We start from the raw sequence: 20,620 nt of genomic DNA, 5'->3' as shown, positions 1-20,620 counted from the left end.
ACGTTCAACTGAGTATGCGTTTAATCCCCTTCGGGTTCGTGAGGATCGGGGAGTGGCTTCTTGGGCCGCTTTCCTCCGGCAAAGCCGCCCAAGTCGTTCACGATATCCGCTCCTTTCGAGCGGTCTTCCTTGCGGTACCCGTAACCTTCTCCGTAATCCGCGCGCGGCCCTTCCCCATAACCCACGTGCTTTTTGGATTTCCTGTCGGCCATAGCGCGATCTCCGGTGCTGTGCGGCTGGCCCCGAATGCAGTGGGCACGAGCCGATGTCCGAGAAAGCCAACGCACAAGCCAACCGCGCGTTCCGCAGCAGATTGCGCAGCGCAGAGATGAGGGAAGGGCTTTAAGGAGAAGAATGGTGGGTGATCACAGGCTCGAACTGTGGACCCGCTGATTAAGAGTCAGCTGCTCTACCAACTGAGCTAATCACCCATCTTCTTGAGACCGAACGTCGTTTGGTGTCGACGCGGCGCCGTCTTGGAGCCCGGAAGCCTCATATAGGACGGCAAAGGGACCCTGAACGATTGTGCCGGGCCATGATCGTGTCAGATCCTGTCGGTCTGACGCGTAAATCATTGGCCTACACAGAGGAAGGGCCCCAATGCCGGTTCATCTATCACCAGCCGCACCCCCTGTCCAGAGCATTTTCGGACTAAGTGGATGCCGGGTTCGTCGTTAGAAAATGCGCCAAAACAAAAGGCTAGAGCTTCTGGTCCGATTGGACCGGATCGGAAGCTCTGGCCTGATGTCCGGGCAGAGACAGCTTTTCTTGCCGCAAACACGGCAGGGCCGCGTCTGATCAGCCAACCTGCTCGGCTTTGGCGGTTTTCTGCCGCTTGAGCATGAGCTTGTTGAGGGCCGCCACATAGGCACGCGCCGATGCAACCATGGTGTCGGTATCGGCTCCGCGGCCGGTCACCACGCGCCCATCCTCGGCGAGGCGCACCGAAACCTCAGCCTGGGCGTCGGTGCCCTCGGTCACGGCGTGCACCTGGTAGAGTTCGAGCTTGGCGGTATGCGGCACCAGCATGTGGATGGCGGCGAAGATCGCGTCCACCGGGCCGTTGCCGTTCGCGTGTACCGTCTGCTGGTTGCCGTCGACGTCGAGCGTCAGCGTCGCGGACTGCGGGCCGCTCGTGCCGGCGATCACCTGCAGCGCCACGACCCGCATCCGGTCGTGCGCGTGCGCGATCTCCTCGTCCACCAGCGCCTCAATGTCCTCGTCGTAGACGTGCTTCTTGCGGTCGGCGAGCGCCTTGAAGCGGTTGAACGCATCCTCGAACGCATTCTCGCCGAGCTCGTAGCCGAGCTCTTTCAGCTTGGTGCGGAACGCGTTGCGACCCGAATGCTTGCCCATCACCAGCGACGTCTTGCCGACGCCCACCGATTCCGGCGTCATGATCTCGTAGGTCTGCTGGTGCTTGAGGATGCCGTCCTGATGGATGCCGCTCTCGTGCGCGAACGCGTTCCGGCCGACGATGGCCTTGTTGTACTGCACCGGGAAGTTGGTGACCGCAGAGACGAGCTTGGAAGCGCGCGCCAGCATCGTGCTTTCGATGCCGGAGCGATAAGGCAGTGCGTCGCCGCGCGTCTTGATGGCCATCACGATCTCTTCGAGCGCCGCATTGCCCGCGCGCTCGCCGATGCCGTTGATGGTGCACTCGATCTGCCGCGCACCCGCCTTCAGCGCCGCGAGCGAGTTCGCGACCGCGAGGCCGAGATCGTTGTGACAGTGGGTCGAGAACACCGCCTTGTCGGCGTTCGCCACGCGCTCGCGCACCGCCCGGAACATCTCGTAGTATTCCTCGGGCGTGGCGTAGCCGACGGTGTCGGGCAGGTTGATGGTGGTGGCGCCTGCCTTGATTGCGGCGTCCACGCACTGGCAGAGATAGTCGATGCCGGTGCGCGTCGCGTCCATCGCGCTCCACTCCACGTCCTCGACGAGGTTGCGGGCGCGCGACACCGTAGCCGTGATGATCTCCAGCACCTCCGCTTCCGACTTCCGCATCTGATGCGCGAGGTGGATGGGGGAGGTCGAAACGAAGGTGTGGATGCGCCCGCGCTTGGCGTGGCGCACGGCTTCGCCCGCGCGGTCGATGTCGGCGTTGATGGCGCGCGCGAGCCCGGCGACCGTCGCCCGCTTTACCCGCTTTGCGATTGCGGTCACGGCCTCGAAGTCGCCTTCGGAGGCGATGGGGAAGCCGGCCTCGATGATGTCGACGCCCATGGTGTCGAGGCAGTCCGCGACCTCGAGCTTCTCCTCGAAGGTCATGGTGGCGCCGGGGCACTGCTCGCCGTCGCGCAAGGTGGTGTCGAAGATGACGACGCGGTCGCCGGATACGTCTTGCGGTGTGGTGGTCATGAGAAAATCGGTCCTTCCTCGGGGCCAGGCCGGTGGTCCGGTCGCTGGCGGAATCCTATCAGCGTGCGGTCGGCGATCCCCTGAGCACCTGCCCGGCAGCGCGCCGGGCCCCCGGTTCTCAGGGGCTGATAAGGAGGAGGGTCAGGAGAGAGGACGCGCGCATCACGATGCGCCCGCACCCGTTTCCGGTGCCGGCAGCCATCAGATCAATGCTCGCAGCGAATGGGCGCATGAGCCTTCGCGACATCCACAAAATTTGTCCGATCTCACGAATAAGCCAAATCGCGACAAAAATGCAAGCGCGGCAGTGCCGCAAGGGCAAGGCACCCCCTGTAAGGCCGCTGTCAGCGCGAGGCGCGTAAGTTCTCTTCGGAAAGGCCCTTTATGGCCTTCCGGCTGCGCTGGGCCAGCCGCCGCGTGACGGCGGCCGCTCTGTGGCGGGGTCGGCAACTTGCGAAGGGGTACCCCATGACTGGATCGGCACACTCGGAAAAATACCCGTTTACGATAATCGCGCTGCACTGGATGACGCTTCTGTTGATGGCAGCCGCGTATGTCACGATGGAGTTTCGTGACATCTTCCCGCGCGGCAGCGTCCCGCGCGATCTGATGAAAAGCACGCACTACGTGATAGGGATCACGATCCTGGCGCTCGTCGCCGTTCGCATCGCGGCCCGCTTCATGGTCCGGACGCCGCCGATCACGCCCCCCTTGCCGGCGTGGCAGAAGGTAACCTCGCGCACCGTGCACCTCGCGCTCTTCGCCCTGATGATCGTGCTCCCGCTGCTCGGATGGCTGATCTTGAGCGCCGAAGGCGTGCCCGTCTCCTACTTCGGGCTCGAGCTTCCTGCCCTCATCGGCGTGGACAAGTCGCTCGCCGAAGGCTTCGAGGAGGCGCACGAGACCATCGCACGGATCGGCTATGGGCTCATCGGCGTACACGCGGCCGCCGCTCTCTTTCACCACTACGTCGTCCGCGACAACACGCTCGCGCGGATGCTCCCGCTGCGGCCGAGCGCCTGACGCATTGCTGCCGGGTGTCAGGTCGCGAGCCACTTCTTTTGCTGTCGCTGGAACGGGCGCTCCAGCCAGAGATGGATGAGGCACCCGGCCGCCACGACGGCCACGAACACGACGCTGGTCATCCAGAAGGAGCCGAACGGCGAGGCTCCCGTCATTTTCCCAAACACGCGCAACACCACCGAAATCAGCAGGAGGTGCGTGAGATAGATAACGTAGCTGGCCTCCGCGAGCAGGAGAAGCGGCGCCGGCAGCGAGATCGCGAAGCCGAGCAAGCCGTACAGAATGAGGGCGCTGGCTACCCCTGCGCCCCATTCCTGTTGATTGCGCTGCCGGACAGCTCCTGCGCACCCGCGAGCCACAAGAACATCAATCCCAGACCAGCCGCAAGCAAGGGTACATGGAACGCATGTTGGCCGCGCAAGAACAGGCGGGCGATGATGGCACCAAAAAGGAATTCTACGACACCGCCGTAGAGAGTGAATGAAAGCCACGGGCTATGGGCCGCGCCCGTCAGGGCGTAGAGCTGTGCCGCCGCCGCCCACGCAATCATTGCCAGAAAAAACCCACGCGCGCCGAACCGGAAGAACGTCGCGCAGAAGACCGCGTAGAACAGCACTTCGATCGTGAGCGTCCAGGCAACTGGAATGATCTGGTTGGGAAAGGGGAAGAGTGCGATCGACGAGAGCGCACTGAGCGGGGTGACCTCGAACGAGACCGGGACCGAGAGCTTGCCGAGGGCATTTAGGAGCCAGATCCCGAGATAGAGTCCGAGCACGGCCCAGTAGGTTGGGAAAATGCGCAAGAAGCGCGAGACGGCAAAAGTGCGGGCCGTGAGGTTTTTCCGCGTTGCCGACGTGTAATAGATGATGAACCCGCTGATGACGAAGAACAGATCGACGCCCGCTTCGCCGTGCCGGAAAATCGAGTAGAGGGTTTCGTATCCCTGCTCGGCGGCCGTGGCCCAGATATGGAATGCCACCACCATAACCGCCGCGATCGCTCGTAGGAGTTGAACGGATTCGATGCGCGCCGGGCGGCGGCCGGATACATCTGTAGTGGCGTGAGTTCGGGTGGGTACGAGTTCGACCATAAAAGGAACCGGCGAGAACGGAATTTGCGCACTAGAGCGCGCTTGTTCCGTCGTCGTCCAGCAGGCGTCCCGATCTAGCTTGAAATCGGCCAGAACCGTGATGGTAATGCTTAGATTTCGATCGTCCCCTCCGACACGCGCACGGAGGAGCCTCCGATACGGACGGTGGTGAGCTTGCCGCCGTCCACCACCAGCGTCAGCACGATCTGGCTCGGCCGGCCCATCTCGTAGCCCTGCTCCACGATCCGCCTGTGCGTACCGTCCGGCAGGCGGTCGAAATGATGGACGATGCCCGCGAGCCCAACGGCCGCAGACCCGGTAGCGGGATCCTCAGGAATTCCGACCTGCGGGGCGAACATGCGGGAGTGGAAGGCGCTCGCCGTGTGCTCGCATTGGCGCGTGTAGAGGTAGACGCCCACGATCCCCTGCTGCTCGAACCCGCGCTCCCAGTGCGCGCCGTTTACGCGCGCGCGCCGTATCGCCTCGATGGAAGCCACGGGGACGAAGGCGAACGTGTTGCCCGCCGCGAAGCAGAGCGGCCTGTGATTTTCGAAGCCGATCTCGCTCGGGATGAGGCCAAGGCCGGCCGCCAGCACATCGTCGGGCGGCAGCACGCCGGCCTCGGCGGGCAGCTTCGGCGCATCGAACTCGGCGAAGGCCGGTGACCCCGCGCGCACCCGCGCGCCCACGCGCACCGTGCCGATACCCTGTTCCAGCACGATGAGCGCGTCCTGCTCGCCGTTGTGGATCGGCGCCTTGAGCTCGGCCAGCAGCGTCGCCGTACCGATGGTGGGATGCCCCGCGAAGGGCACCTCGCTGCGCGGGGTGAAGATGCGGATCTTGGCGGAATGGGCCGGCCGCTCGGAGGCCTGCACGAACACCGTCTCGGACAGGTTGAACTCGCCCGCGATGGCCTGCATCTGCTCGCCGGAAAGCCCATCCGCGTCGAGCACGACCGCCAGCGGATTGCCACCGAAACGGCGGTCGGTGAACACATCGAGCGTATAGAACTTGAGCGCCATGGAGCCTTCCTGAGAGCCGCGGAAACCCGGCGCCGCCTTGGGAGGGCACTGGGCACGTGAGAGCGCGCGCACTCTGCCTCATCCAATGCTCCGCTCCAAGCGGCGAGAGCACCTAGGCGGAAGTTTTCAAGTCCGGAAGGTCCCGAAGCAACGCCCGCGCATAGTCCGGCATGGCGAGTGCGGCAGAAGCCTCGCCAGGCGCGGTGAGCACGACGCTCGAAAGCTCCCCGTCGGGATCCGCCGCGATGAAGCGGCTTACCTCATCGAGAAGGGCGGGTCCGGACAGGTGGGACTGCCACGGCACCGCGATCGAGATAGAGGGACCCGCGAGTGTAACAACATAGCCGCCGCTGCGGCGGAGCACGCGAGCATCGAGCCCCGTTTCCTCGGTGATCTCTCTCAGAACGCTGCCCTCGATGTCGATCACCCCGTCCGGCCCCACGTCGCGGGGATCGATGAAGCCGCCCGGCGGATAGCAGAGCCCCGCGTTGAGATTGCCCGCGCGTTGCCGCCCAAGCAGCACATCCCCCTCGGCCGAGAGGATCAGCGCGGATCCGAAAGCGTCCATCACGCTGCGATCCTGCCAGCCGGTCTCGCGCCAGTAGAGGAAGCTCTTGAAATCGGTCCGTAGGAACCGGCCGGCCAGAAGGGCGCGGCCGGAGAGGGTGTAGTCGGCCAGGATATGGACGGTGCCGTTGAAGAAGTTCGGGCTTTCGTGAAGCCGGCGCTGCCAGTGGGCATTGATGTCCGCGGCATGGCTCTCCGCGAAGGCCCACGGTCCCTCCGACACCTGGAGCGAGACACGCTCCACGGTGAATACCCGTGTCTCATCGTGACGCCACATGCCGGATTCCGATCCATTCATCAGGAGGCTGGAGGCAATGCAGGGCGAGATAGCGGATCGGCAGGCCCGTGAAAAGACGGCCAAATGTGCCGCTTGGGTAACTGGGGCGGACCAATGGGTGATGCAACCTGAGCGGCGCAATGACCCGCCTGCGGACGGCCACTTAGGCTCCCGCAAGTCATTACAATGACATAAGGTCCGCTATGTGTTCGCCGGGTGGACCAAATGAGATCAGCCCTCGATGTTGCAGCGTGAGGATCAGAAGGGAGCGCGCCCGGGCGGCTCAGTCCGCGCGGCGGGTAGCCGCGCGCGAAGCGGGAGCCGGTGCAAGCACGTCTGCCTCGCGCTCGCGGGGCTCGTCGTTGCCGCGCTGCTCTCCGCGTGCGCGACGCTCGAGCGCCTGCCTGCCGTTCCGCTCGCGCTCGCGTCCGAGATACGACCCCTCGACATTCCCTATGCGCGTTTCTACGCCGACGGCGATCCCGCGCAGTTCCGTGCTCTCGCGTTCGAGGTAGTGTCGAAGGCGCGTGCGGCCCGCGCCGCCGCCGGACAGAAGCCGGACGCTTCGACCACCACCACGTTTCTCGCCATATCGGGCGGCGGCGACGACGGCGCATTCGGCGCTGGCCTGCTCGTGGGATGGACCGCCCGGGGAGACCGTCCGCAGTTCAGCGTCGTCACCGGCATCAGCACCGGCGCGCTGTCGGCTCCGTTCGCCTTCCTGGGCCCCGAGTACGACGACAAGTTGAAGAGCGTCTACACCGAGACCAGCTCGGCCGACATCTTCAACAAGGAGCCCATCCTGAGCATCCTCTCGGGCGATGCGGTGACCGACTCCACGCCTCTGAGGCAGCTCATCGCCAGGCACGTCGACCAGCAGATGATCCGGCGCATTGCCGAGGAGTATGACAAAGGGCGTCTGCTCCTGGTCGCCACGACCAATCTGGATCAGGCCCGCTCGGTGATCTGGAACATCGGAGCCATCGCAAAAAGTCCGGACCCGCGCGCGCGCGATCTCATCATCGAGGTGCTGCGTGCGTCCGCGTCCATCCCGGGCGCTTTCCCGCCGGTCATGCTGGACGTGACGGTGAACGGCAAGCGCTACGAGGAGATGCACGTCGACGGCGGTGCCATGACGCAGGCGTTCCTCTATCCGCCCTCGCTGAGGCTCAAGTCCGTCGAGCGGGTGGTCGGCACGGCGAAGCACAAAGACATCGCTTACGTGATCCGCAACGGGCGCCTGTTCCGGCCAGAGGAGCAGGTCAAGCGACAGACGCTGGCCATCGCGGGGCAGGCCATCGCCACCATGACTGCCTCGAACGGCGTCAACGATCTCTATCGCATCTATCTCACGACACAGCGCGATGGGGTGGAGTTCAATCTCGCCTATCTGGACGACGAGTTCGGAGTTCCTTATGTGGGGCCGTTCGACAAAACCTACATGAACACCCTGTTCGAGTTCGGTTATCGCAAGGGCGCCGCCGGCTACTCCTGGCAAAAGGCTCCGCCGGGCTATCAGAACTGACTATCGAAGAAAGACAAATCCGGCATGAGCAGCGAGTCTCCCGGTCCTCCGCTCTATTTCGAGGACCTCCCCGTCGGGCGGCGCTTCATCACCGCGAGCGTGCGTCTCGACGTCGAGGCCATCAAGGCGTTCGCGGCGAGCTTCGATCCGCAGCCGTTTCACCTCGATGAGGAAGCCGCCAAGAAGAGCTTCTTCGGTGGTCTTGTCGCCAGCGGCTGGCACACTGCCGCGCTCACCATGCGGCTTCTGGTGACGAGCGGGCTGCCCATCGCAGGCGGTGTGATCGGCGCGGGCGGCGAGGTGCAGTGGCCCCGGGCCACCAAGCCGGGAGATGAGCTGAGAGCCGTCTGCGAGGTGGTCGCTGCGAAGGCATCCGCCTCGCGCCCGGAGCGGGGAATGGTGACGGTGAGGACCGAGACGCTCAATCAGCGAGACGAGGTCGTGCAGATCATGACGGCGCGTCTCGTGGTGCCGCGCAGGGCTGGCGCGACCGCGTCTTGAACCATCCGTATTGAGCCTGATTTCGACGAGAGAACTGTTACACCATAGCATCAGGGCCACTTATTGGGCCTCACGGAAAATACGATTGGCCGGAACCGGGGCGCTTCGCTACCTTCAAGCTCAGAAGACCGGCGGCAGAGGAACCCGCCCCCAACCCAAGGAGATCACAACATGAAGACCTGGATGAAGCCCTCGGTTCGCGAGCAGGAAGTTGGCCTCGAGGTCACCTCGTATCTGCCGGCTGAGATCGACCTGATCTAAGCTCACGGCGTCGAATACGCCCTGCATTGAACGTGCGGCGGTCGCGGAAGCGGCCGCCGCTTTGTTTTTGGGAAGCCCTGACGAGCGTGCGCTCATCCGCTGGGGGTGAGGCTGCAGAAGAGCTTGGTCACGGGCTCCTGGCTCTCCCATCCCGCGCTCGCGCCGAGCGGCACGAAACAGGTGTCACCCGCAACGAAGGTTTCCTTGCGCCCCCTCCCGTCATCGAGCGTCACGCTTCCTTCGATGATGTGCATCAGCTCGTGACGCGCGAAAGGAACGGCTTTGCGCCGATAGGGCGTCGCGGACCAGAGCCCGGCCGTGAGCTGTCCGGTGAGATCGGTGAAGGCGAGCGCTTCCTTGCAGGAGGGCGCCGGTCCGGCGAGAAGCGCGGGGTCCGGGCCGTCGGCGGGAGTGAACGGTGTTGTTCGCTCGATCTTGCGCGCGCGGAGTGAAGAAGGGGCCGCGCTCGTCAATCCCGAGCTGTCGTTGTGGATGGCAAAGAACTTCTTAAGGTCGCCCTCCTGACGCCAGGAGCAGACAGTTCCCTTCGGAATGAAGAACGCCTCTCCGGCCGCCACATCGAGCGTGCTGCCGTCGGCGTGATCGATGCTCACTGCGCCTTCGAGCAGGATCATCACTTCGTTGGTGGACCACGGTCCCATGCGGCCCGTCATCGGCGAGCATTGCCAAACACCGATCATCAATCCCGTGGCCGCATCATCGAGCCAGAGGTAGCCGTATTGTTGCCCTGTTCCCGAGATCAGATCTGCGCTGGGCATCGGCCCCCAGTCCTCGAGTTCGCCTGATCCGAGCGCGGAGAGGCGCACAAACTCAGTCATTTTTTCTGGTCTCCAGGCCGGCGCGGGCAGATCTCGACGAGCAATGAGCGAACCACCGAACAGTGTTCGATTTGCTTCGAATCCCGTGAGCAGGCACGTCGCGATTATGGTGCTCTGCGCCATGACAGGGATGTGAACACTATAGCAGTTATTTTCACTTTGCCTTGCGTCGCACCGGGTATTAACTCAACCGGCGTGGGGCAGACACAGAGAAGCAGGAAAAGGGGAAACGAAGACGAGGGGGCCGGCATTGAGCTTGAACGTTCCGGCCGGGCAACTGAGCAAATGAAGCGTAACGGAGTAATCGCCTCATGAAAAACTCAGCCGCTCTTTCCAAGGCAGTCGCAACCGTCACGTACCTGCCGAAACGCGATCGGTCCCAGAACCCGGTCGAGCTGACTCCGATCCGCTATCCTTGGACAGAAGAGCTTGAGCTTCGCCGCAGAGCCGTGGCGCGCTGGAGAGGCAACGATACGGGCCTCAAGGAAACAATGATGCGCGACGTCTCGCTCTGATCGCGCTTTCTGATTTCACATTCTGCCGTGTGCAACACAAATCCGATGCGCGCCGAAGCGCGCATCGGAGGATCGTGGCGCCTCAATCGATCAGTGATGGCTGTGTCCAGTGGAGCTGCCGCTGCTGCTACCGAGCGCGCGGATCGGCAGCTTGAGCTCTATCACCGCACCGCTCTTGAACGTCAGCTTCACCGGTACCGTCTCGCCCGCCACGAGCTGTTTCTTGAGATCGATGAACATGAGGTGCATCCCGCCCGGCTTCAGCTCCGCGCTGCCGCCAGCCGGAATCTCGAGTCCCTCGGCGAGCCGCCGCATACGCATGACGCCGTCCGTCATGGTCATGTCGTGAATCTCGCCCTTGTCGGACACGGGCGTCTCGACGGAGACGAGCGTATCGGCAGCGCTCCCGCTGTTCTGGATCGTCAGATAGCCGGCCGCGACCTTCGCACCGTCTGCGGTTGCCCGTGACCAGCCGTCCTCGACGGCCAGCGAGCCGGCGGTTGCCGAGCCCGTGTCGGCGCCGCCCGTCGCCGCGCTCTTGGCGTCGCCCGCGATCTTCAGCACCGCGGCGGGGGCTTCGAGGTCATGCGCATCGACGCCGGGGCCCGGAACCTCGACCCACTTGAGCTCGCCCTTGGCGCAGAGCTGAGTGACCTTGAAATAGAGCGAGGAACCGGGATCGAGCTCCTTGGCGACGAATCCCGAGGCGACGAACTCGTCGTAGTAGGCGTCAGGCAGGTCGCCGCCCGACCACTGGATTTCCTTCACGCCCTCCTTCAGCGACTTTCCATGATAGAAGGCATACGTCTTCGCGTAAGGGCCGCTCACGGTGTCGATCTTCCAGCCCGGCTTCGGCATCGGCTTGACGCTGATGAATCCCTCGGGGATCTCGACCCGAACGGTATGGGTGGACGCGCCGTCGCAGCCATGCGGGATCTTGAGCACGGCTTTGTACGAAGTGCCGCGAGCCGCCTCGCTCCGCTCGAGGCTCACATGCGCATTGGCCGCGCCGCTGACGAGCGGAACCGCGAGCAGGGCCGTCGCGGCCGTGGAGAAAAGAGACGTTTTCAATGACATGGTGACCTTCCGACTTTCTAGGGGGTATGGTGCTTGTGCATCTCGTGACCGGGTGATGTCGGCCCATGATGGTCTTTGCCTTCACCCATGTCATTGATCGTGGCTAGGCCCTCGAACAGGGAAAATTGAGCGCGCCTTGCCGCTGGCACGCGCGCTTCGGCCTCCGCCAGATCGTCCGCGATGCGCTGGGCGTCCATGTGAGGAACACCCGCTTCCTCGAGCGTGGATGCCGCCTTCAGCGGATCACCGCTGCAGAGAACGACAGTCCACCTTTTGGCTTCGCGCCGGAGCAGGGCGCGTCCGCCGCGCTCGCCTTGTGTCCAGCTCGCCACCGCATGATCGCCGGAAATGGCGATGGGATCGGTAACCACTTTGCTGTCGGGTTTATCCCAGGTTGATCCGATAAGAGAACGGATCTCGTGCGCATCGTCGTGCGCGAGAGCCGGCAAGGGGCTGTGGATGGCGCCGAGAACCGGGAGAATCAGCGCCATCCACGTACGCACAATCAGCGCCGCGAACGATCGGGAGGAGAGGTCGTGACGCTGAAAGCGCATATCTCTCACCACTTGACCTGCACGCCGCCGTAAATCGCGCGTCCCGTTCCGGGCTCGAACAGCGTTGACGCTGCGTTCGCCTGATCGATGATGCTCGCGCTGGCGATGTAGGCTTCGTCCGACAGGTTACGGCCTTCGATGTAAGCCGTGATCGGTCCGCCGTTGTCGAAGCCGAGCTTGGCGCCCCAGATGGCGTAAGCCTCCGTTTCGAGCGTGTTGGCGCTGTCGACGTAGTACGCCTCGGGCACCCATTCCACGTTGGGCCCGAAGTAGACGCCCGAGGGATGCTTGTAGAGCAGCTCCGCGCGCAGGTAGTGGCGCGGCGCGCCCGGCAGCTCGTTGTCGCCGAACGTTGCATCGTTGTCGAAGAAGAAATCGTTGAACGTATAAGCCGTGTTCAGCCACAGCTTGTCCGGATTGCTGCCGTCAACGAAGAGCGACTTCATCACGGCGAGGCCCAGGCCGAGCTCGATGCCCTGATGAACGGTTTTGTCGGCGTTGCTCACGTTGCAATTTCCGAATGCGCTGTAGAAGCACATGAGCTCGTTGTCGATGTTGGCCCGGTAGAGCGCGACATCCCAGCTATAGTCCTCTGTCGCGCCGCGCGTGCCGATTTCATAGGTCGTGGCCCGCTGCGCCCGGATGTCATAGAACGGAATGACCGTCGGTCCGACGTTCACGCTCTCGCCGAAGCTCGGGACCTCCGCACTGCGCGAGATATTGCCGAACACCTGCCATTGACGCGTGACATCCCACACGATGCCACCCTTGGGGCTCCAGAGATTGAACTCCGTCGATCCGCTGACCGCGCCGAGATGCGCATCGCGATCCCGTTCGGCATGCAGGAACTGGGTTCCTGCGATGAGCGCAACGTTAGGCTGCACGTAGAAGTGGTTCTCGAGGTAGGCACTGAAGTTGCGCGCCGTGTCGTCGGCGTCGACAGCGAGGGCGCCTTTCCGGCCCAGCACGTTCACGTACTGCTTGGTATCGATCGTTCCGTTGTGCAGGTTGACGCCCGCGATGAGCCGGTTCTTGTAACCGCCGATGGTGCTCTCGTCGGTCAGCCGGGCAAACCCGCCGTAGTCGTCATAGCGATAGTCGAGCCACTGGAAGATGGGATGCATCAGGTGGCGGTCGACGTTGAAAGCGCCGAGTTCGAGAAGGGTGCCGGGCGCGAGCCGGATGGCTGTCTTGTTTGCGATGCGCACGGTGTCGATGTTGCGCTGATAGTCGCGATCGACGTTGTCATTGCCGTTGCCGTCCCACCCTAAGCCCGGCCTGACGAATGCCCCCTTGGGATTGGTGAGAGCTTCCTCTCTCGTCACGCTGCCCGGAATGCGCTGGTCCACGCTGGTGGCGTTGACGTAGAAGCGGGTCTCCACGTTTTGCGACAGGCGGTAGCCCACGTTCATGGCCCCGCGCACGCTCTCTCCGTCGCTGTGGTCGCGGAAGCCATCCTGCTCCTGCCACGTGCCGGTGATGAAGTAGTCCGCTGCGCCGTACACCCCGCCGGAGCTCACGGAGAGCTTGTGGAAGCCGAAACTGCCGACGTCGATGCGCGCGCCGAACAGATCGGAATCATAGCCAGTCGGCATCACGAAGTTGATGGCGCCGCCGAGCGAGTTGGCGCCGAAGCGCATCGCATTGGCGCCCTTGAACACCTCGATGTAGCGATAGGCCGTGGGATCGATCTCCTGGAAATCGCCGTAGCCATCCGCCGTGTTGATCGGAATGCCGTCCATGAAGAGCTGGATGCCGCGCAGATGGAAGTTGCGCGAAAGGCTCGAGCCACGGATCGAGATGCGGCTGTCCTCGCCCCACTTGGGCTGCACCCACACGCCGGGAACATAGTCGAGCGCGTCTTTGATCGTGACGGCTGGAGTGGACGTCTTGAATGCGGTGTCGGGCACAACCTCGACCGCGCCCGGCGTGAGCTGAATGTCGGCGGTGGCTTCCGCGGTCGTGGGCGAGCTGAGACTGCCCGAGCGGGTGCCGGGTGCCGGGAGTGAGGCCGAATCCGTCGGCGGCGCGCTGGCGGAGGTCTGCTGGATGGGGGCAGGTGCCTGCTGCGGCTTGGCCTTCGCCGCCTTCTTGGCGCTGCCCTGAGAGGTCGTCACTGTCACGGCAGGAAGTTCGGTGACAGGCTTGGCGGCTTGCTGAGCCACGGCTGGCGTGCAGAACGCAGCAGCCGAAAGCGCCGCGAGAGAGCAGGCCGTGGGAACGGAAACGAAAAGCCGGGACGAAGCCAGCGGGCGGAACGGCGATGTCATGACACTAAGTCCGAATTGAATCTGCGAGGAGAGGTCGTCGTGCACCGGAAACGGACGCAACGCGAACCACTGTCGGACGCTCTAGCGAGCGGGATCAGATCAAGACGGAGGGAGGACCACGCGCGGATGTCGCGCCAGGTTTCGGCGTTTCGGAGAAAAGCGCGACCGCGAGCGTGTAGGTGATCGCGGCATACTCGGCCTCGCTCGCAAGGCTTTGCGATGCGGCTTCAGCGAGCGCTGCGGCGCCTGTGGAGGCGAACGGGCAAATCCCGTTCTCAACGTGCTGCGGCTTCTGCGGAGATGAAGGCTCGTCGTGATCCACGCTCAGGAGCTTCTGGCCCGCGCTCGTGCAAATCACGATCTCGAGCGAGCCATCGGCGCTTGCGGCCTGCACCATGAAGCCCATCGGCAGCAGGCTGCGCAGAGCCACCACCAACAGCAGAAACACGGTTATCGGCGCGCGAGTAAGCACGTAGCGAAGCCTTTCCATCTCGCCGTCGGAAGTGAGCCCTAGGGCGAGCCGGGTCACGGTAAGGGCCAAGCCCTACCTTGGCAAGCGACCGAATTACGCACGTACCAACTACGCGTGTTTCCAAAGCCACAGGGAAGCGGCCCCGTGTCGGCGCCATGTCGGCACCAGGGAGACTGGCGGGCTGGTGCAGAGCAAGGCTATGATGAAAGAAAGATGATCTGAGCAAGATGAGAAGAATGCGATGACGTCATGGAGATCGGCCCGGCTTTGGCTGGGATTTGCCGCTGCTGCGCTCGCGGGCATGTCTCTCGCACATGCACAACTCGCCGACATGCCGGCAGAGGTCGACACCGCGCTCATCGTGTCGGTCGACGTCTCCAATTCGGTGGATGAGCATCGCTACAAGCTGCAGATGGAAGGCATCGCCAAGGCGCTCGAGGATCCCGAGGTGCTGAAGGCCATACTAAACGGCCCTCAGGGCGGCATTCTCGTCTCGATGGTCACCTGGGCCGACAAGCCCCGCCTCGCGCTCCCCTGGCAGCGCATCTCGAATGCTGCCGATGCGGCCGCCGTCGCGGCCAAGGTGCGGGCGCTCCCTCGTCAGACAGGTGAGTTCACATGTCTTTCGGGCATGCTGCGCACGATCTCCGACAAGGTCGTTCCGCAAATTCCCGCCAAGGCCCTGCGCATCGTCGTCGACGTCTCGGGAGACGGCCGCGAGAACTGCAACCCGGACGAGCCGCCTGCGAGCGTGCGGGATGAGCTGGCCGCCTCCGGCGTGACCATCAATGGCCTGCCAATTCTGGAAGGCGACGAAGGGGCCACGCTCGAAGGCTGGTATCGCGAGAACGTCATGGGAGGCCCGGGCTCGTTCATTCTGCCGGCCAACGGGTTCGGCGATTTCGGCCGCGCCATCCGCCAGAAGTTCATGATCGAGATAAGCGGCCAGTTCCCCCGCAAGGAAGCGCATCTCGCGCACTGACGCGCCGGGGAGCTTGCAAGTGCTCTCCGGGCGCTGTGCCTTGATCAGGTGTCGTTCAAACCAGCGGGCTGGCATTTCCAGCGCCGCACCTGCCACTGCGGGTGCTCCTCCATCCACTGCGCGAAATACGGCGGAGCGGCCATCGCGCACTGAAGCGTGTCCATGTCCACGTCGAGCGGGATCTTGAAGTCCCGGCACTGGCCCGGATCGGCCACGAGGCAGGCAGAGAGTATGATGCTGATCATGCTTTGATTTCCTCTGGGACGGGCCGGTTGAAAGAGGCCGCCGGTTGAGCCCGGCGGGTCCGATCCGCTCTCGGAGAATACGCGCCGCCCGCCGCCACGGATCGGATGGCGCACAAATATTTCGGGCGGGGACCGAAAAGGCGCCCGCCCGAACCTGGAAACAGAATGTTGAGCGCGGCCTAGGCCGTGAGCAGGATCTCGCCCTTGCCGATCGTCGCGCGGTCGCCGGCGAGCTTGCGCACCATCGGCGGCAGAGCCTTGGGAGCGAGCGCGCCCAGCGTCTCCGCCACATAGCGCGAGAGAATGCGCAGGATCACGGGGTCGATGCGCCCGCAGTCGGCGAACGTCGGAAGCAGTTCGTCGACCGAAGGGCCGATCAGCGTGCCACGCCGCAGCAGCGGGCCGGGACGGGGACCGAAGCCTGCCTCCGTCCAGAGCGTGCCGCCCACCATGCGCGAGCCGGCAGCCGGGCCGAACTTCCCGCGCGTCACCACCATGCCGCGCCGCATCCGCTCACCGGCGCGCTGGCCGATGTTGCCCTCGACCACGACCGTACCCCCGAGGAGGCCGAAACGATCGCCCGGGCGCGTGCCGCCGAGGAAGTCTCCGGCGGAGCCCTTCACGTGGACGAGACCGCCCGTGGCCGTGGACGCGAGGTAGCTGCCCGCATCGCCCGCGATGACGATCTTGCCGCCCTTCATGCCGCGTCCGGCATGATTGCCGACGTTGCCTTCGACCGTGATCGTTCCGGCGTCGAGGCCCGCGCCCACATAGTCGAGCAGAGGCGAGGCGCCCGAGATCGCAATCTCGTCGCCCGGCGTGCCGGAAACGGTGAAGAGATCGCCGACACGCGGTGCGTGCGCGCCGTCGCCGAGCACGATCTGCTCGATAGCGCCGTTCGAAAGCCCCGCGAGCTTGCTCGGAATGAGCGCGGACAGGTTGACCGCCTGCTTCGGTGCGGAGCGCAGGGTGAAGCTCAGCGTGCTCATGGCAGCAGATCCTTCAGGTGATAGTGATGCTGTCCGAGCTTGCCGCCGTAGTTGCCGGCGGAGACCCGCGTGACGCCCTTGGCGGCGCCGATTTCGATGATGGTCTTGAGACCGGCGCGCATCGCGTCGGCGACAGACTTCGAGGTGAGGCCATCGATGACGATCTCGAGCACCGCGATGGTATCGGGGCTGCACTCCGTCTTCACCGCGCCCTTGAGCGTGGGGCAGAAGGCGTCGTTGGTGGAAGCGATGGCGCCCTTGTACTTCGACCCCACCTTGGAGCCCGAGCGCACGATGCCGCCGGGGAACGGCGTGATCACATCGTCCACCTTGGCAATCGCGGCAACGGCCGCCTCTGTCGCCTCGAGAAGTCCGGCCCGGTCGCGGCCGAGGATCAGCAGATTGCCGCCGCCGACGGCTTCCGTCGTCACGCCGCACTTGTCCTCGATCACGAACTCGCCGTCCATGACGGGAACGCGCCAGAAGCGCCGCTTGCCGAGCTTCTTCGCCGTCTGCCAGCCGTCGCCGAAGAAGCGCGGACCGGAGGCGAGGCCCATCTTGGTCTTGCTTTCGAGACCGTTGTAGCAGGCCGAGCCGGGGCTGGTCAGCACGCACTGGCCGACGCGGTTCAGAAGCTGCGGGACGAGCGCGTCCGGCGAGAAGCCGAACATCAGCACCCGCACGCCGGGCCGCCCGTCAGGCGTCTCCGAGGGCGACAGCTCGCGGTCGATGCCGCATTCCGCGCCGCAACCGATGACCGAGGTGCCGAACCCGGTCATTACCTGGGCGGAGATCATCGCCCACTTCGGCGTATCTGCCGTGATCACGAGTCCGAGTCCGCTCATGCCGAAAGCTTCGGCGAAGGTGTCGTCGATCGTGACGCCGTTTCTTGTCATGGCGCTCATTGTCAGGAGGTCCTCGGTCCGCACGGCTGAACGATGACGCAGCCGCATTCCCCACCGGTATGGCCGCAGTTGCTGTCGACGATCTCCTGGTCGGAAAGACGGAAGTTGTCGAGCTTCACGGTATGATAGCGTTCGAAATACTCACGCAGCGGCTTCTCGATGGCGCGGTCGTACTCGGGCCGCGCCACGTGGGTGGCGCCCGCCACGACCTTTACAACCTGTCCGTTGCGCACGATCAGCTCACCGTTCTTGAACACGAACAGCGGCGTCTTGAACATGGCCTCGCGGTCGGCGAGGTCCTCGTACACCGTGATGTCGGCGGTGGCGCCGGCGCCCAGGTGTCCGCGGTCCCGCAAGCCGAGGCTCCGCGCCGGACCCGCGCGCGTCATGATCGCGATCTCGTAGAGCGAGTATTCGCGGTCGAGCGACTTGAGGATGGTCGCCGCCTGTGCGCCCGGATGCAGCTTCTCCAGCATCTCGTTGCGGAAGGTGCGGTCCATCAAAAGCCGGATGAGGTGCGGATAGTAGTAGAACGGCGCGCCGTTCGGATGGTCCGTCGTGAGGAAGATGCGCCACGGGTCGTTGACGAGGAGGAACAGCTCGAGGCCGATCGCCCACTGCAGCGCGTTGACGTAGCTCTTGTCGCGATAGGTCATCGGCACGACGCCGCAGCCATTGTCGCACTCGATGTCCATCACCACCCACTTCTTGGGGTCGGCAGACTTCGTGTTGCCGTACTGGCGCATGCTGTCGCCGGATGCGGTGCACGTCTGGCCGAACATGATCTGGCCGATGTCGATGGAGACGTTGCTGTGCTGGTTCAGAAGCTCCGCGATCTGCGGCGCGCCCGACGAGAACTTCATATCCCCTTCCGTGCCGTAGCTGTGGAACTGGATATGCGTGAGGTGGAGCGGCAGACCTTCCGCGGCCCGGATCGTCGCCAGCGTGGAGTGCATGCTGCCCGGAACACCGAGGTTGCAGCCGTGGATGTGAATGGGATGGGGAACGCCGAGCTCCTTCATGCCGCGCGCCAGCGTGAGGATGATGTCGCGCGGGGTGAGGCCGTAGAACTGGTGACGCTCGTCGAGGTCGAGCTGGCGCTGGTTGAACTTGAAGGCGCTGATGCCGCCCGGGTTCACGATCTTGACTGCCAGCGCCTGCGCCGCGTGCATCGTGAAAGCGATATAGTCCTTGATGAACGAGAAGTCCTTCTTCTGCGCGAGCGAGCGCAGGAAGAAGTCGTCGTTGCCGAGCATCACGAACGCGCCTTTGTCGATCATGGGCGTGTCGCCCATCTCGAGGTGCGCCTGGCGCGCGTTGGCGGGCAGCATCGCGGGCTCGAACGCCGCCGTGTACCCCATTTCCGCGTAGCGGTAGCCCGTGGTCATCGTCGAGGGAACCGCATGGCCGCAGCCGGAGCGCGTGAGATCCGTGCGCGCGACTTCGTGGCCCTGATGATCCTCGGGGAGCAGCATGCGCCCGATGGTGACCTTGCCGCCGCCGATATGGCTGTGCGGATCGATGGCGCCAGCCATCACCGTGCGGCCCTGGAGCGAATACTCCTGGTCGATCTTGGTGCCGGGCGGCGGAGCGGCGACGATGCGTCCGTCGCGGGCGTAGATGTCCCGGACCTCGCCGTTGACCCCGTTCGCGGGGTCGTACACGGTTCCGCCGGTGAACTTGATAAGCATCTTTTTAGGTCCTCGAGGCGGGATGTCTAAAGGGCGAGTTCGATGGCTGCGAGAACGTCCGCAGCCTTGGGCAGGCTCGAACGGCCGAGGTCGCGCAGCGGCAGCGAAACGACGTTGTCCACGCGGATGATGCGCCCGCCATGGTCCACGCCGGGCGTGCCGATGGGAATGTACACGGCCGGTGTGCCGTTGAGCTTGATGCCGGGTGTGCCGAGCACGATGGTCGGGATGCTCGCGGGCGGGGGGCCGAGATCCGGCGTGAACGAGGCGAGCCACACCAGAAGATCGCCTTCGCCGCCGGCCAGCATCTTCGGGATCGCATAGCGCGTGAAATCGTAGTCGGGCTTGCCGCTCGAGAAGCTCACGCGAAGCGGATAGCCGCTCTGCCACGAGCAGACGGCGCCGGCCGAGATCGCGCCCTCGTTGCCGCCGAGCGCGAGGCCCGCCGCACGGCCCTTGACGTTGAGATCCTTGACGAGGTCCGAGACGGTGTTGACGACGAGGTCGGCGTTGGGGAACGCGAGGCTCGGCGGAGCCCAGACGAACACGGGATAAGCGGAAGCCTTGCAGCGCTCGGAGAGCGCGCGGATATCCGCAGTCGGCACACCTGCGACGCTGTCGGCGCCGACTGGGGTGCCTTTGATCTCGGCAGCGAGTGCGGATACGACCTCGTCGATGCGCTCGAGCTCGCAGGGAAGCGTGATGACCTCGCCGATGCGCGGACCCTTCACGCCCGACTGATCGAGCCCCTTGCCGATGAAGTAGACCGTGCGCTTGGCCGGCGTTTCCGTGAGCAGCGACTGCTCCACGTTGACGATGCGCTCGAAGAAGCGCGGGTGAAGCTTCTGGATGTCGCTTCCCACGACGATGATGACGTCGGCGCGGTTCCGCGTCTCGGTGAGCGTCGTCATGATCCAGCCGGTCGTCTGGAGCACCCGGAAGTTCCGGTACTGGCCCTCGGAGAGGGCGTGATCGACGACGCCGCCGGACTTGTCGGCCAGCGCCATCACCGCGCGGATGCCATCCACGTCGGTTCCGAGACCGCCGTATAGCGGCAGCGAGGATTTGCGGATCAGGTCGGTTGCCGCCCGGATCGCGGTCTCGATATCGACATCCCGACCGTCGACCTGGGGACGTGCACCGTCGACTTTGCGCTCGAAGCCGGCGACGGCCTTTTCGCAGCCGTTCTTCGCCACCTTTAAGCCGGTCTCGTCGCGTACCATCTCGAGATCGTCACAGACGAGACCACAGAAGGGGCAAGCGACGTCCGTAATCGCGTTGGACTTCGGGCTGTCGCCCGGGCCCTTGGCTTGGGTCCAATTCGTCATTGTTGAGGTCTCGTGATTTGATTTGGCGCGGAACAAAAGCATGGACGGCCGCTCAAAACAACATCGGAAAATGCTGCGTTGCGGGGTGGCGAATGCGCGCATCGATTGCGTAGGATCATTCTCTTC

Annotated in this window: 22 protein-coding genes and 1 tRNA gene; 6 read left to right on the top strand and 17 right to left on the bottom strand. The window is 64.3% G+C overall.

From position 1 onward, the window contains the following. Nucleotides 1–20 precede the first annotated feature (20 nt). The 3 genes from PE058_RS14470 to PE058_RS14460 all read right to left on the bottom strand — a co-directional run bounded on the left by PE058_RS14470 (nucleotide 21) and on the right by PE058_RS14460 (nucleotide 2,361). A complete protein-coding gene (locus tag PE058_RS14470) occupies nucleotides 21–212 on the bottom strand; it encodes a hypothetical protein (RefSeq protein WP_020086218.1) in 192 nt (63 codons plus the stop codon). Nucleotides 213–355: 143 nt separating this feature from the next. Beyond that, nucleotides 356–431: transfer RNA gene (locus tag PE058_RS14465), tRNA-Lys, on the bottom strand. Between the two features lie 367 nt (nucleotides 432–798). Beyond that, the gene (locus PE058_RS14460; RefSeq protein ID WP_271028718.1) at nucleotides 799–2,361 is read right to left on the bottom strand and encodes a 2-isopropylmalate synthase; all 1,563 of its coding nucleotides are present in this window, start codon (nucleotides 2,359–2,361) and stop codon (nucleotides 799–801) included. A gap of 468 nt (nucleotides 2,362–2,829) precedes the next feature. Here PE058_RS14460 and PE058_RS14455 point away from each other — a divergent pair, with 468 nt between their 5' ends. Next, nucleotides 2,830–3,384: a cytochrome b gene (locus tag PE058_RS14455; protein ID WP_271028717.1), complete on the top strand. Its 555-nt coding sequence runs from the start codon at nucleotides 2,830–2,832 to the stop codon at nucleotides 3,382–3,384. 17 nt (nucleotides 3,385–3,401) lie between these two features. Here the strand turns inward: PE058_RS14455 and PE058_RS14450 are convergent, their stop codons facing one another. The 4 genes from PE058_RS14450 to PE058_RS14435 form a co-directional block, all read right to left on the bottom strand. Further along, nucleotides 3,402–3,656 carry a hypothetical protein gene (locus PE058_RS14450; protein WP_271028716.1) on the bottom strand — a complete coding sequence of 85 codons (255 nt, stop codon included), beginning with the start codon at nucleotides 3,654–3,656 and terminating at the stop codon, nucleotides 3,402–3,404. 23 nt (nucleotides 3,657–3,679) lie between these two features. Beyond that, complete coding sequence (locus tag PE058_RS14445; protein ID WP_271028715.1) at nucleotides 3,680–4,474, bottom strand: acyltransferase family protein; 795 nt, start codon at nucleotides 4,472–4,474, stop codon at nucleotides 3,680–3,682. Nucleotides 4,475–4,584: 110 nt separating this feature from the next. Next, nucleotides 4,585–5,496, bottom strand: a complete 912-nt coding sequence (locus tag PE058_RS14440) for a PhzF family phenazine biosynthesis protein (protein ID WP_020086223.1) — start codon at nucleotides 5,494–5,496, stop codon at nucleotides 4,585–4,587. 112 nt (nucleotides 5,497–5,608) lie between these two features. Beyond that, nucleotides 5,609–6,340 carry an NUDIX hydrolase gene (locus PE058_RS14435; RefSeq protein WP_271028714.1) on the bottom strand — a complete coding sequence of 244 codons (732 nt, stop codon included), beginning with the start codon at nucleotides 6,338–6,340 and terminating at the stop codon, nucleotides 5,609–5,611. A gap of 241 nt (nucleotides 6,341–6,581) precedes the next feature. On the opposite strand from PE058_RS14435, the gene PE058_RS14430 reads away from it, so the two are divergent. The 3 genes from PE058_RS14430 (at nucleotide 6,582) to pqqA (ending at nucleotide 8,627) form a co-directional block, all read left to right on the top strand. Continuing rightward, complete coding sequence (locus PE058_RS14430) at nucleotides 6,582–7,865, top strand: patatin-like phospholipase family protein (protein WP_271028713.1); 1,284 nt, start codon at nucleotides 6,582–6,584, stop codon at nucleotides 7,863–7,865. A gap of 24 nt (nucleotides 7,866–7,889) precedes the next feature. Further along, entirely contained in the window at nucleotides 7,890–8,366 is a 477-nt protein-coding gene (locus tag PE058_RS14425) for a MaoC family dehydratase (RefSeq protein WP_271028712.1), read from the top strand. A 171-nt stretch (nucleotides 8,367–8,537) separates the two neighbouring features. Then, a complete protein-coding gene (pqqA, locus tag PE058_RS14420; protein ID WP_020086227.1) occupies nucleotides 8,538–8,627 on the top strand; it encodes a pyrroloquinoline quinone precursor peptide PqqA in 90 nt (29 codons plus the stop codon). Nucleotides 8,628–8,719: 92 nt separating this feature from the next. On the opposite strand, the gene PE058_RS14415 is transcribed toward pqqA, so the two are convergent. Further along, nucleotides 8,720–9,466, bottom strand: coding sequence for a cupin domain-containing protein (locus PE058_RS14415; RefSeq protein ID WP_271028711.1), 747 nt, complete (start codon nucleotides 9,464–9,466; stop codon nucleotides 8,720–8,722). A 311-nt stretch (nucleotides 9,467–9,777) separates the two neighbouring features. On the opposite strand from PE058_RS14415, the gene PE058_RS14410 reads away from it, so the two are divergent. Continuing rightward, nucleotides 9,778–9,981, top strand: a complete 204-nt coding sequence (locus tag PE058_RS14410) for a hypothetical protein (protein WP_020086229.1) — start codon at nucleotides 9,778–9,780, stop codon at nucleotides 9,979–9,981. Between the two features lie 90 nt (nucleotides 9,982–10,071). On the opposite strand, the gene PE058_RS14405 is transcribed toward PE058_RS14410, so the two are convergent. The 4 genes from PE058_RS14405 to PE058_RS14390 all read right to left on the bottom strand — a co-directional run bounded on the left by PE058_RS14405 (nucleotide 10,072) and on the right by PE058_RS14390 (nucleotide 14,411). Continuing rightward, complete coding sequence (locus tag PE058_RS14405) at nucleotides 10,072–11,058, bottom strand: DUF1775 domain-containing protein (protein WP_271028710.1); 987 nt, start codon at nucleotides 11,056–11,058, stop codon at nucleotides 10,072–10,074. Nucleotides 11,059–11,075: 17 nt separating this feature from the next. After that, entirely contained in the window at nucleotides 11,076–11,612 is a 537-nt protein-coding gene (locus tag PE058_RS14400) for a copper uptake system-associated protein (protein ID WP_271028709.1), read from the bottom strand. Between the two features lie 5 nt (nucleotides 11,613–11,617). Continuing rightward, the gene (locus PE058_RS14395) at nucleotides 11,618–13,882 is read right to left on the bottom strand and encodes a TonB-dependent receptor family protein (RefSeq protein ID WP_271028708.1); all 2,265 of its coding nucleotides are present in this window, start codon (nucleotides 13,880–13,882) and stop codon (nucleotides 11,618–11,620) included. Nucleotides 13,883–13,976: 94 nt separating this feature from the next. Next, entirely contained in the window at nucleotides 13,977–14,411 is a 435-nt protein-coding gene (locus PE058_RS14390) for a DUF2946 family protein (protein WP_271028707.1), read from the bottom strand. A gap of 184 nt (nucleotides 14,412–14,595) precedes the next feature. Between PE058_RS14390 and PE058_RS14385 the strand changes: the two genes are divergently transcribed. Then, the gene (locus PE058_RS14385) at nucleotides 14,596–15,336 is read left to right on the top strand and encodes a DUF1194 domain-containing protein (protein ID WP_020086233.1); all 741 of its coding nucleotides are present in this window, start codon (nucleotides 14,596–14,598) and stop codon (nucleotides 15,334–15,336) included. 44 nt (nucleotides 15,337–15,380) lie between these two features. Here PE058_RS14385 and PE058_RS14380 read toward each other — a convergent pair whose 3' ends face one another. The 5 genes from PE058_RS14380 to PE058_RS14360 form a co-directional block, all read right to left on the bottom strand. After that, nucleotides 15,381–15,581, bottom strand: coding sequence for a hypothetical protein (locus tag PE058_RS14380; protein ID WP_020086234.1), 201 nt, complete (start codon nucleotides 15,579–15,581; stop codon nucleotides 15,381–15,383). Between the two features lie 179 nt (nucleotides 15,582–15,760). Further along, on the bottom strand, nucleotides 15,761–16,570 hold the full coding sequence (locus PE058_RS14375) for a formylmethanofuran dehydrogenase subunit C (protein ID WP_271028706.1): 810 nt from the start codon (nucleotides 16,568–16,570) through the stop codon (nucleotides 15,761–15,763). Next, a complete protein-coding gene (gene fhcD, locus PE058_RS14370; RefSeq protein ID WP_020086236.1) occupies nucleotides 16,567–17,475 on the bottom strand; it encodes a formylmethanofuran--tetrahydromethanopterin N-formyltransferase in 909 nt (302 codons plus the stop codon). The genes PE058_RS14375 and fhcD overlap by 4 nt, the downstream gene beginning before the upstream one ends. Nucleotides 17,476–17,477: 2 nt before the next feature. Further along, complete coding sequence (locus PE058_RS14365) at nucleotides 17,478–19,166, bottom strand: formylmethanofuran dehydrogenase subunit A (RefSeq protein ID WP_020086237.1); 1,689 nt, start codon at nucleotides 19,164–19,166, stop codon at nucleotides 17,478–17,480. Between the two features lie 26 nt (nucleotides 19,167–19,192). After that, nucleotides 19,193–20,494 (bottom strand): hypothetical protein, encoded by a 1,302-nt coding sequence (locus tag PE058_RS14360; RefSeq protein WP_020086238.1) that lies wholly within the window; start codon nucleotides 20,492–20,494, stop codon nucleotides 19,193–19,195. Nucleotides 20,495–20,620 lie beyond the last annotated feature (126 nt).

This window comes from Hyphomicrobium sp. DMF-1 (assembly GCF_027886585.1).
Classification (GTDB): domain Bacteria; phylum Pseudomonadota; class Alphaproteobacteria; order Rhizobiales; family Hyphomicrobiaceae; genus Hyphomicrobium_C; species Hyphomicrobium_C zavarzinii.
Note: the sequence above shows the minus strand (reverse complement) of the source record. Positions and strands in the feature narration are given on the sequence as shown.

Excerpts from the sequence above, each read along its gene's own strand:
- PE058_RS14400 (WP_271028709.1), bottom strand. The coding sequence starts at position 11,612 with ATGCGCTTTCAGCGTCACGACCTCTCCTCCCGATCGTTCGCGGCGCTG.
- PE058_RS14430 (WP_271028713.1), top strand. The coding sequence starts at position 6,582 with ATGTTGCAGCGTGAGGATCAGAAGGGAGCGCGCCCGGGCGGCTCAGTC.
- PE058_RS14455 (WP_271028717.1), top strand. The coding sequence starts at position 2,830 with ATGACTGGATCGGCACACTCGGAAAAATACCCGTTTACGATAATCGCG.
- PE058_RS14435 (WP_271028714.1), bottom strand. The coding sequence starts at position 6,340 with ATGTGGCGTCACGATGAGACACGGGTATTCACCGTGGAGCGTGTCTCG.
- PE058_RS14365 (WP_020086237.1), bottom strand. The coding sequence starts at position 19,166 with ATGCTTATCAAGTTCACCGGCGGAACCGTGTACGACCCCGCGAACGGG.
- PE058_RS14405 (WP_271028710.1), bottom strand. The coding sequence starts at position 11,058 with ATGTCATTGAAAACGTCTCTTTTCTCCACGGCCGCGACGGCCCTGCTC.
- PE058_RS14440 (WP_020086223.1), bottom strand. The coding sequence starts at position 5,496 with ATGGCGCTCAAGTTCTATACGCTCGATGTGTTCACCGACCGCCGTTTC.
- pqqA (WP_020086227.1), top strand. The coding sequence starts at position 8,538 with ATGAAGACCTGGATGAAGCCCTCGGTTCGCGAGCAGGAAGTTGGCCTC.
- PE058_RS14360 (WP_020086238.1), bottom strand. The coding sequence starts at position 20,494 with ATGACGAATTGGACCCAAGCCAAGGGCCCGGGCGACAGCCCGAAGTCC.
- PE058_RS14375 (WP_271028706.1), bottom strand. The coding sequence starts at position 16,570 with ATGAGCACGCTGAGCTTCACCCTGCGCTCCGCACCGAAGCAGGCGGTC.
- PE058_RS14470 (WP_020086218.1), bottom strand. The coding sequence starts at position 212 with ATGGCCGACAGGAAATCCAAAAAGCACGTGGGTTATGGGGAAGGGCCG.
- PE058_RS14410 (WP_020086229.1), top strand. The coding sequence starts at position 9,778 with ATGAAAAACTCAGCCGCTCTTTCCAAGGCAGTCGCAACCGTCACGTAC.
- PE058_RS14445 (WP_271028715.1), bottom strand. The coding sequence starts at position 4,474 with ATGGTCGAACTCGTACCCACCCGAACTCACGCCACTACAGATGTATCC.
- PE058_RS14425 (WP_271028712.1), top strand. The coding sequence starts at position 7,890 with ATGAGCAGCGAGTCTCCCGGTCCTCCGCTCTATTTCGAGGACCTCCCC.
- PE058_RS14460 (WP_271028718.1), bottom strand. The coding sequence starts at position 2,361 with ATGACCACCACACCGCAAGACGTATCCGGCGACCGCGTCGTCATCTTC.
- PE058_RS14380 (WP_020086234.1), bottom strand. The coding sequence starts at position 15,581 with ATGATCAGCATCATACTCTCTGCCTGCCTCGTGGCCGATCCGGGCCAG.
- fhcD (WP_020086236.1), bottom strand. The coding sequence starts at position 17,475 with ATGAGCGCCATGACAAGAAACGGCGTCACGATCGACGACACCTTCGCC.
- PE058_RS14415 (WP_271028711.1), bottom strand. The coding sequence starts at position 9,466 with ATGACTGAGTTTGTGCGCCTCTCCGCGCTCGGATCAGGCGAACTCGAG.
- PE058_RS14395 (WP_271028708.1), bottom strand. The coding sequence starts at position 13,882 with ATGACATCGCCGTTCCGCCCGCTGGCTTCGTCCCGGCTTTTCGTTTCC.
- PE058_RS14385 (WP_020086233.1), top strand. The coding sequence starts at position 14,596 with ATGACGTCATGGAGATCGGCCCGGCTTTGGCTGGGATTTGCCGCTGCT.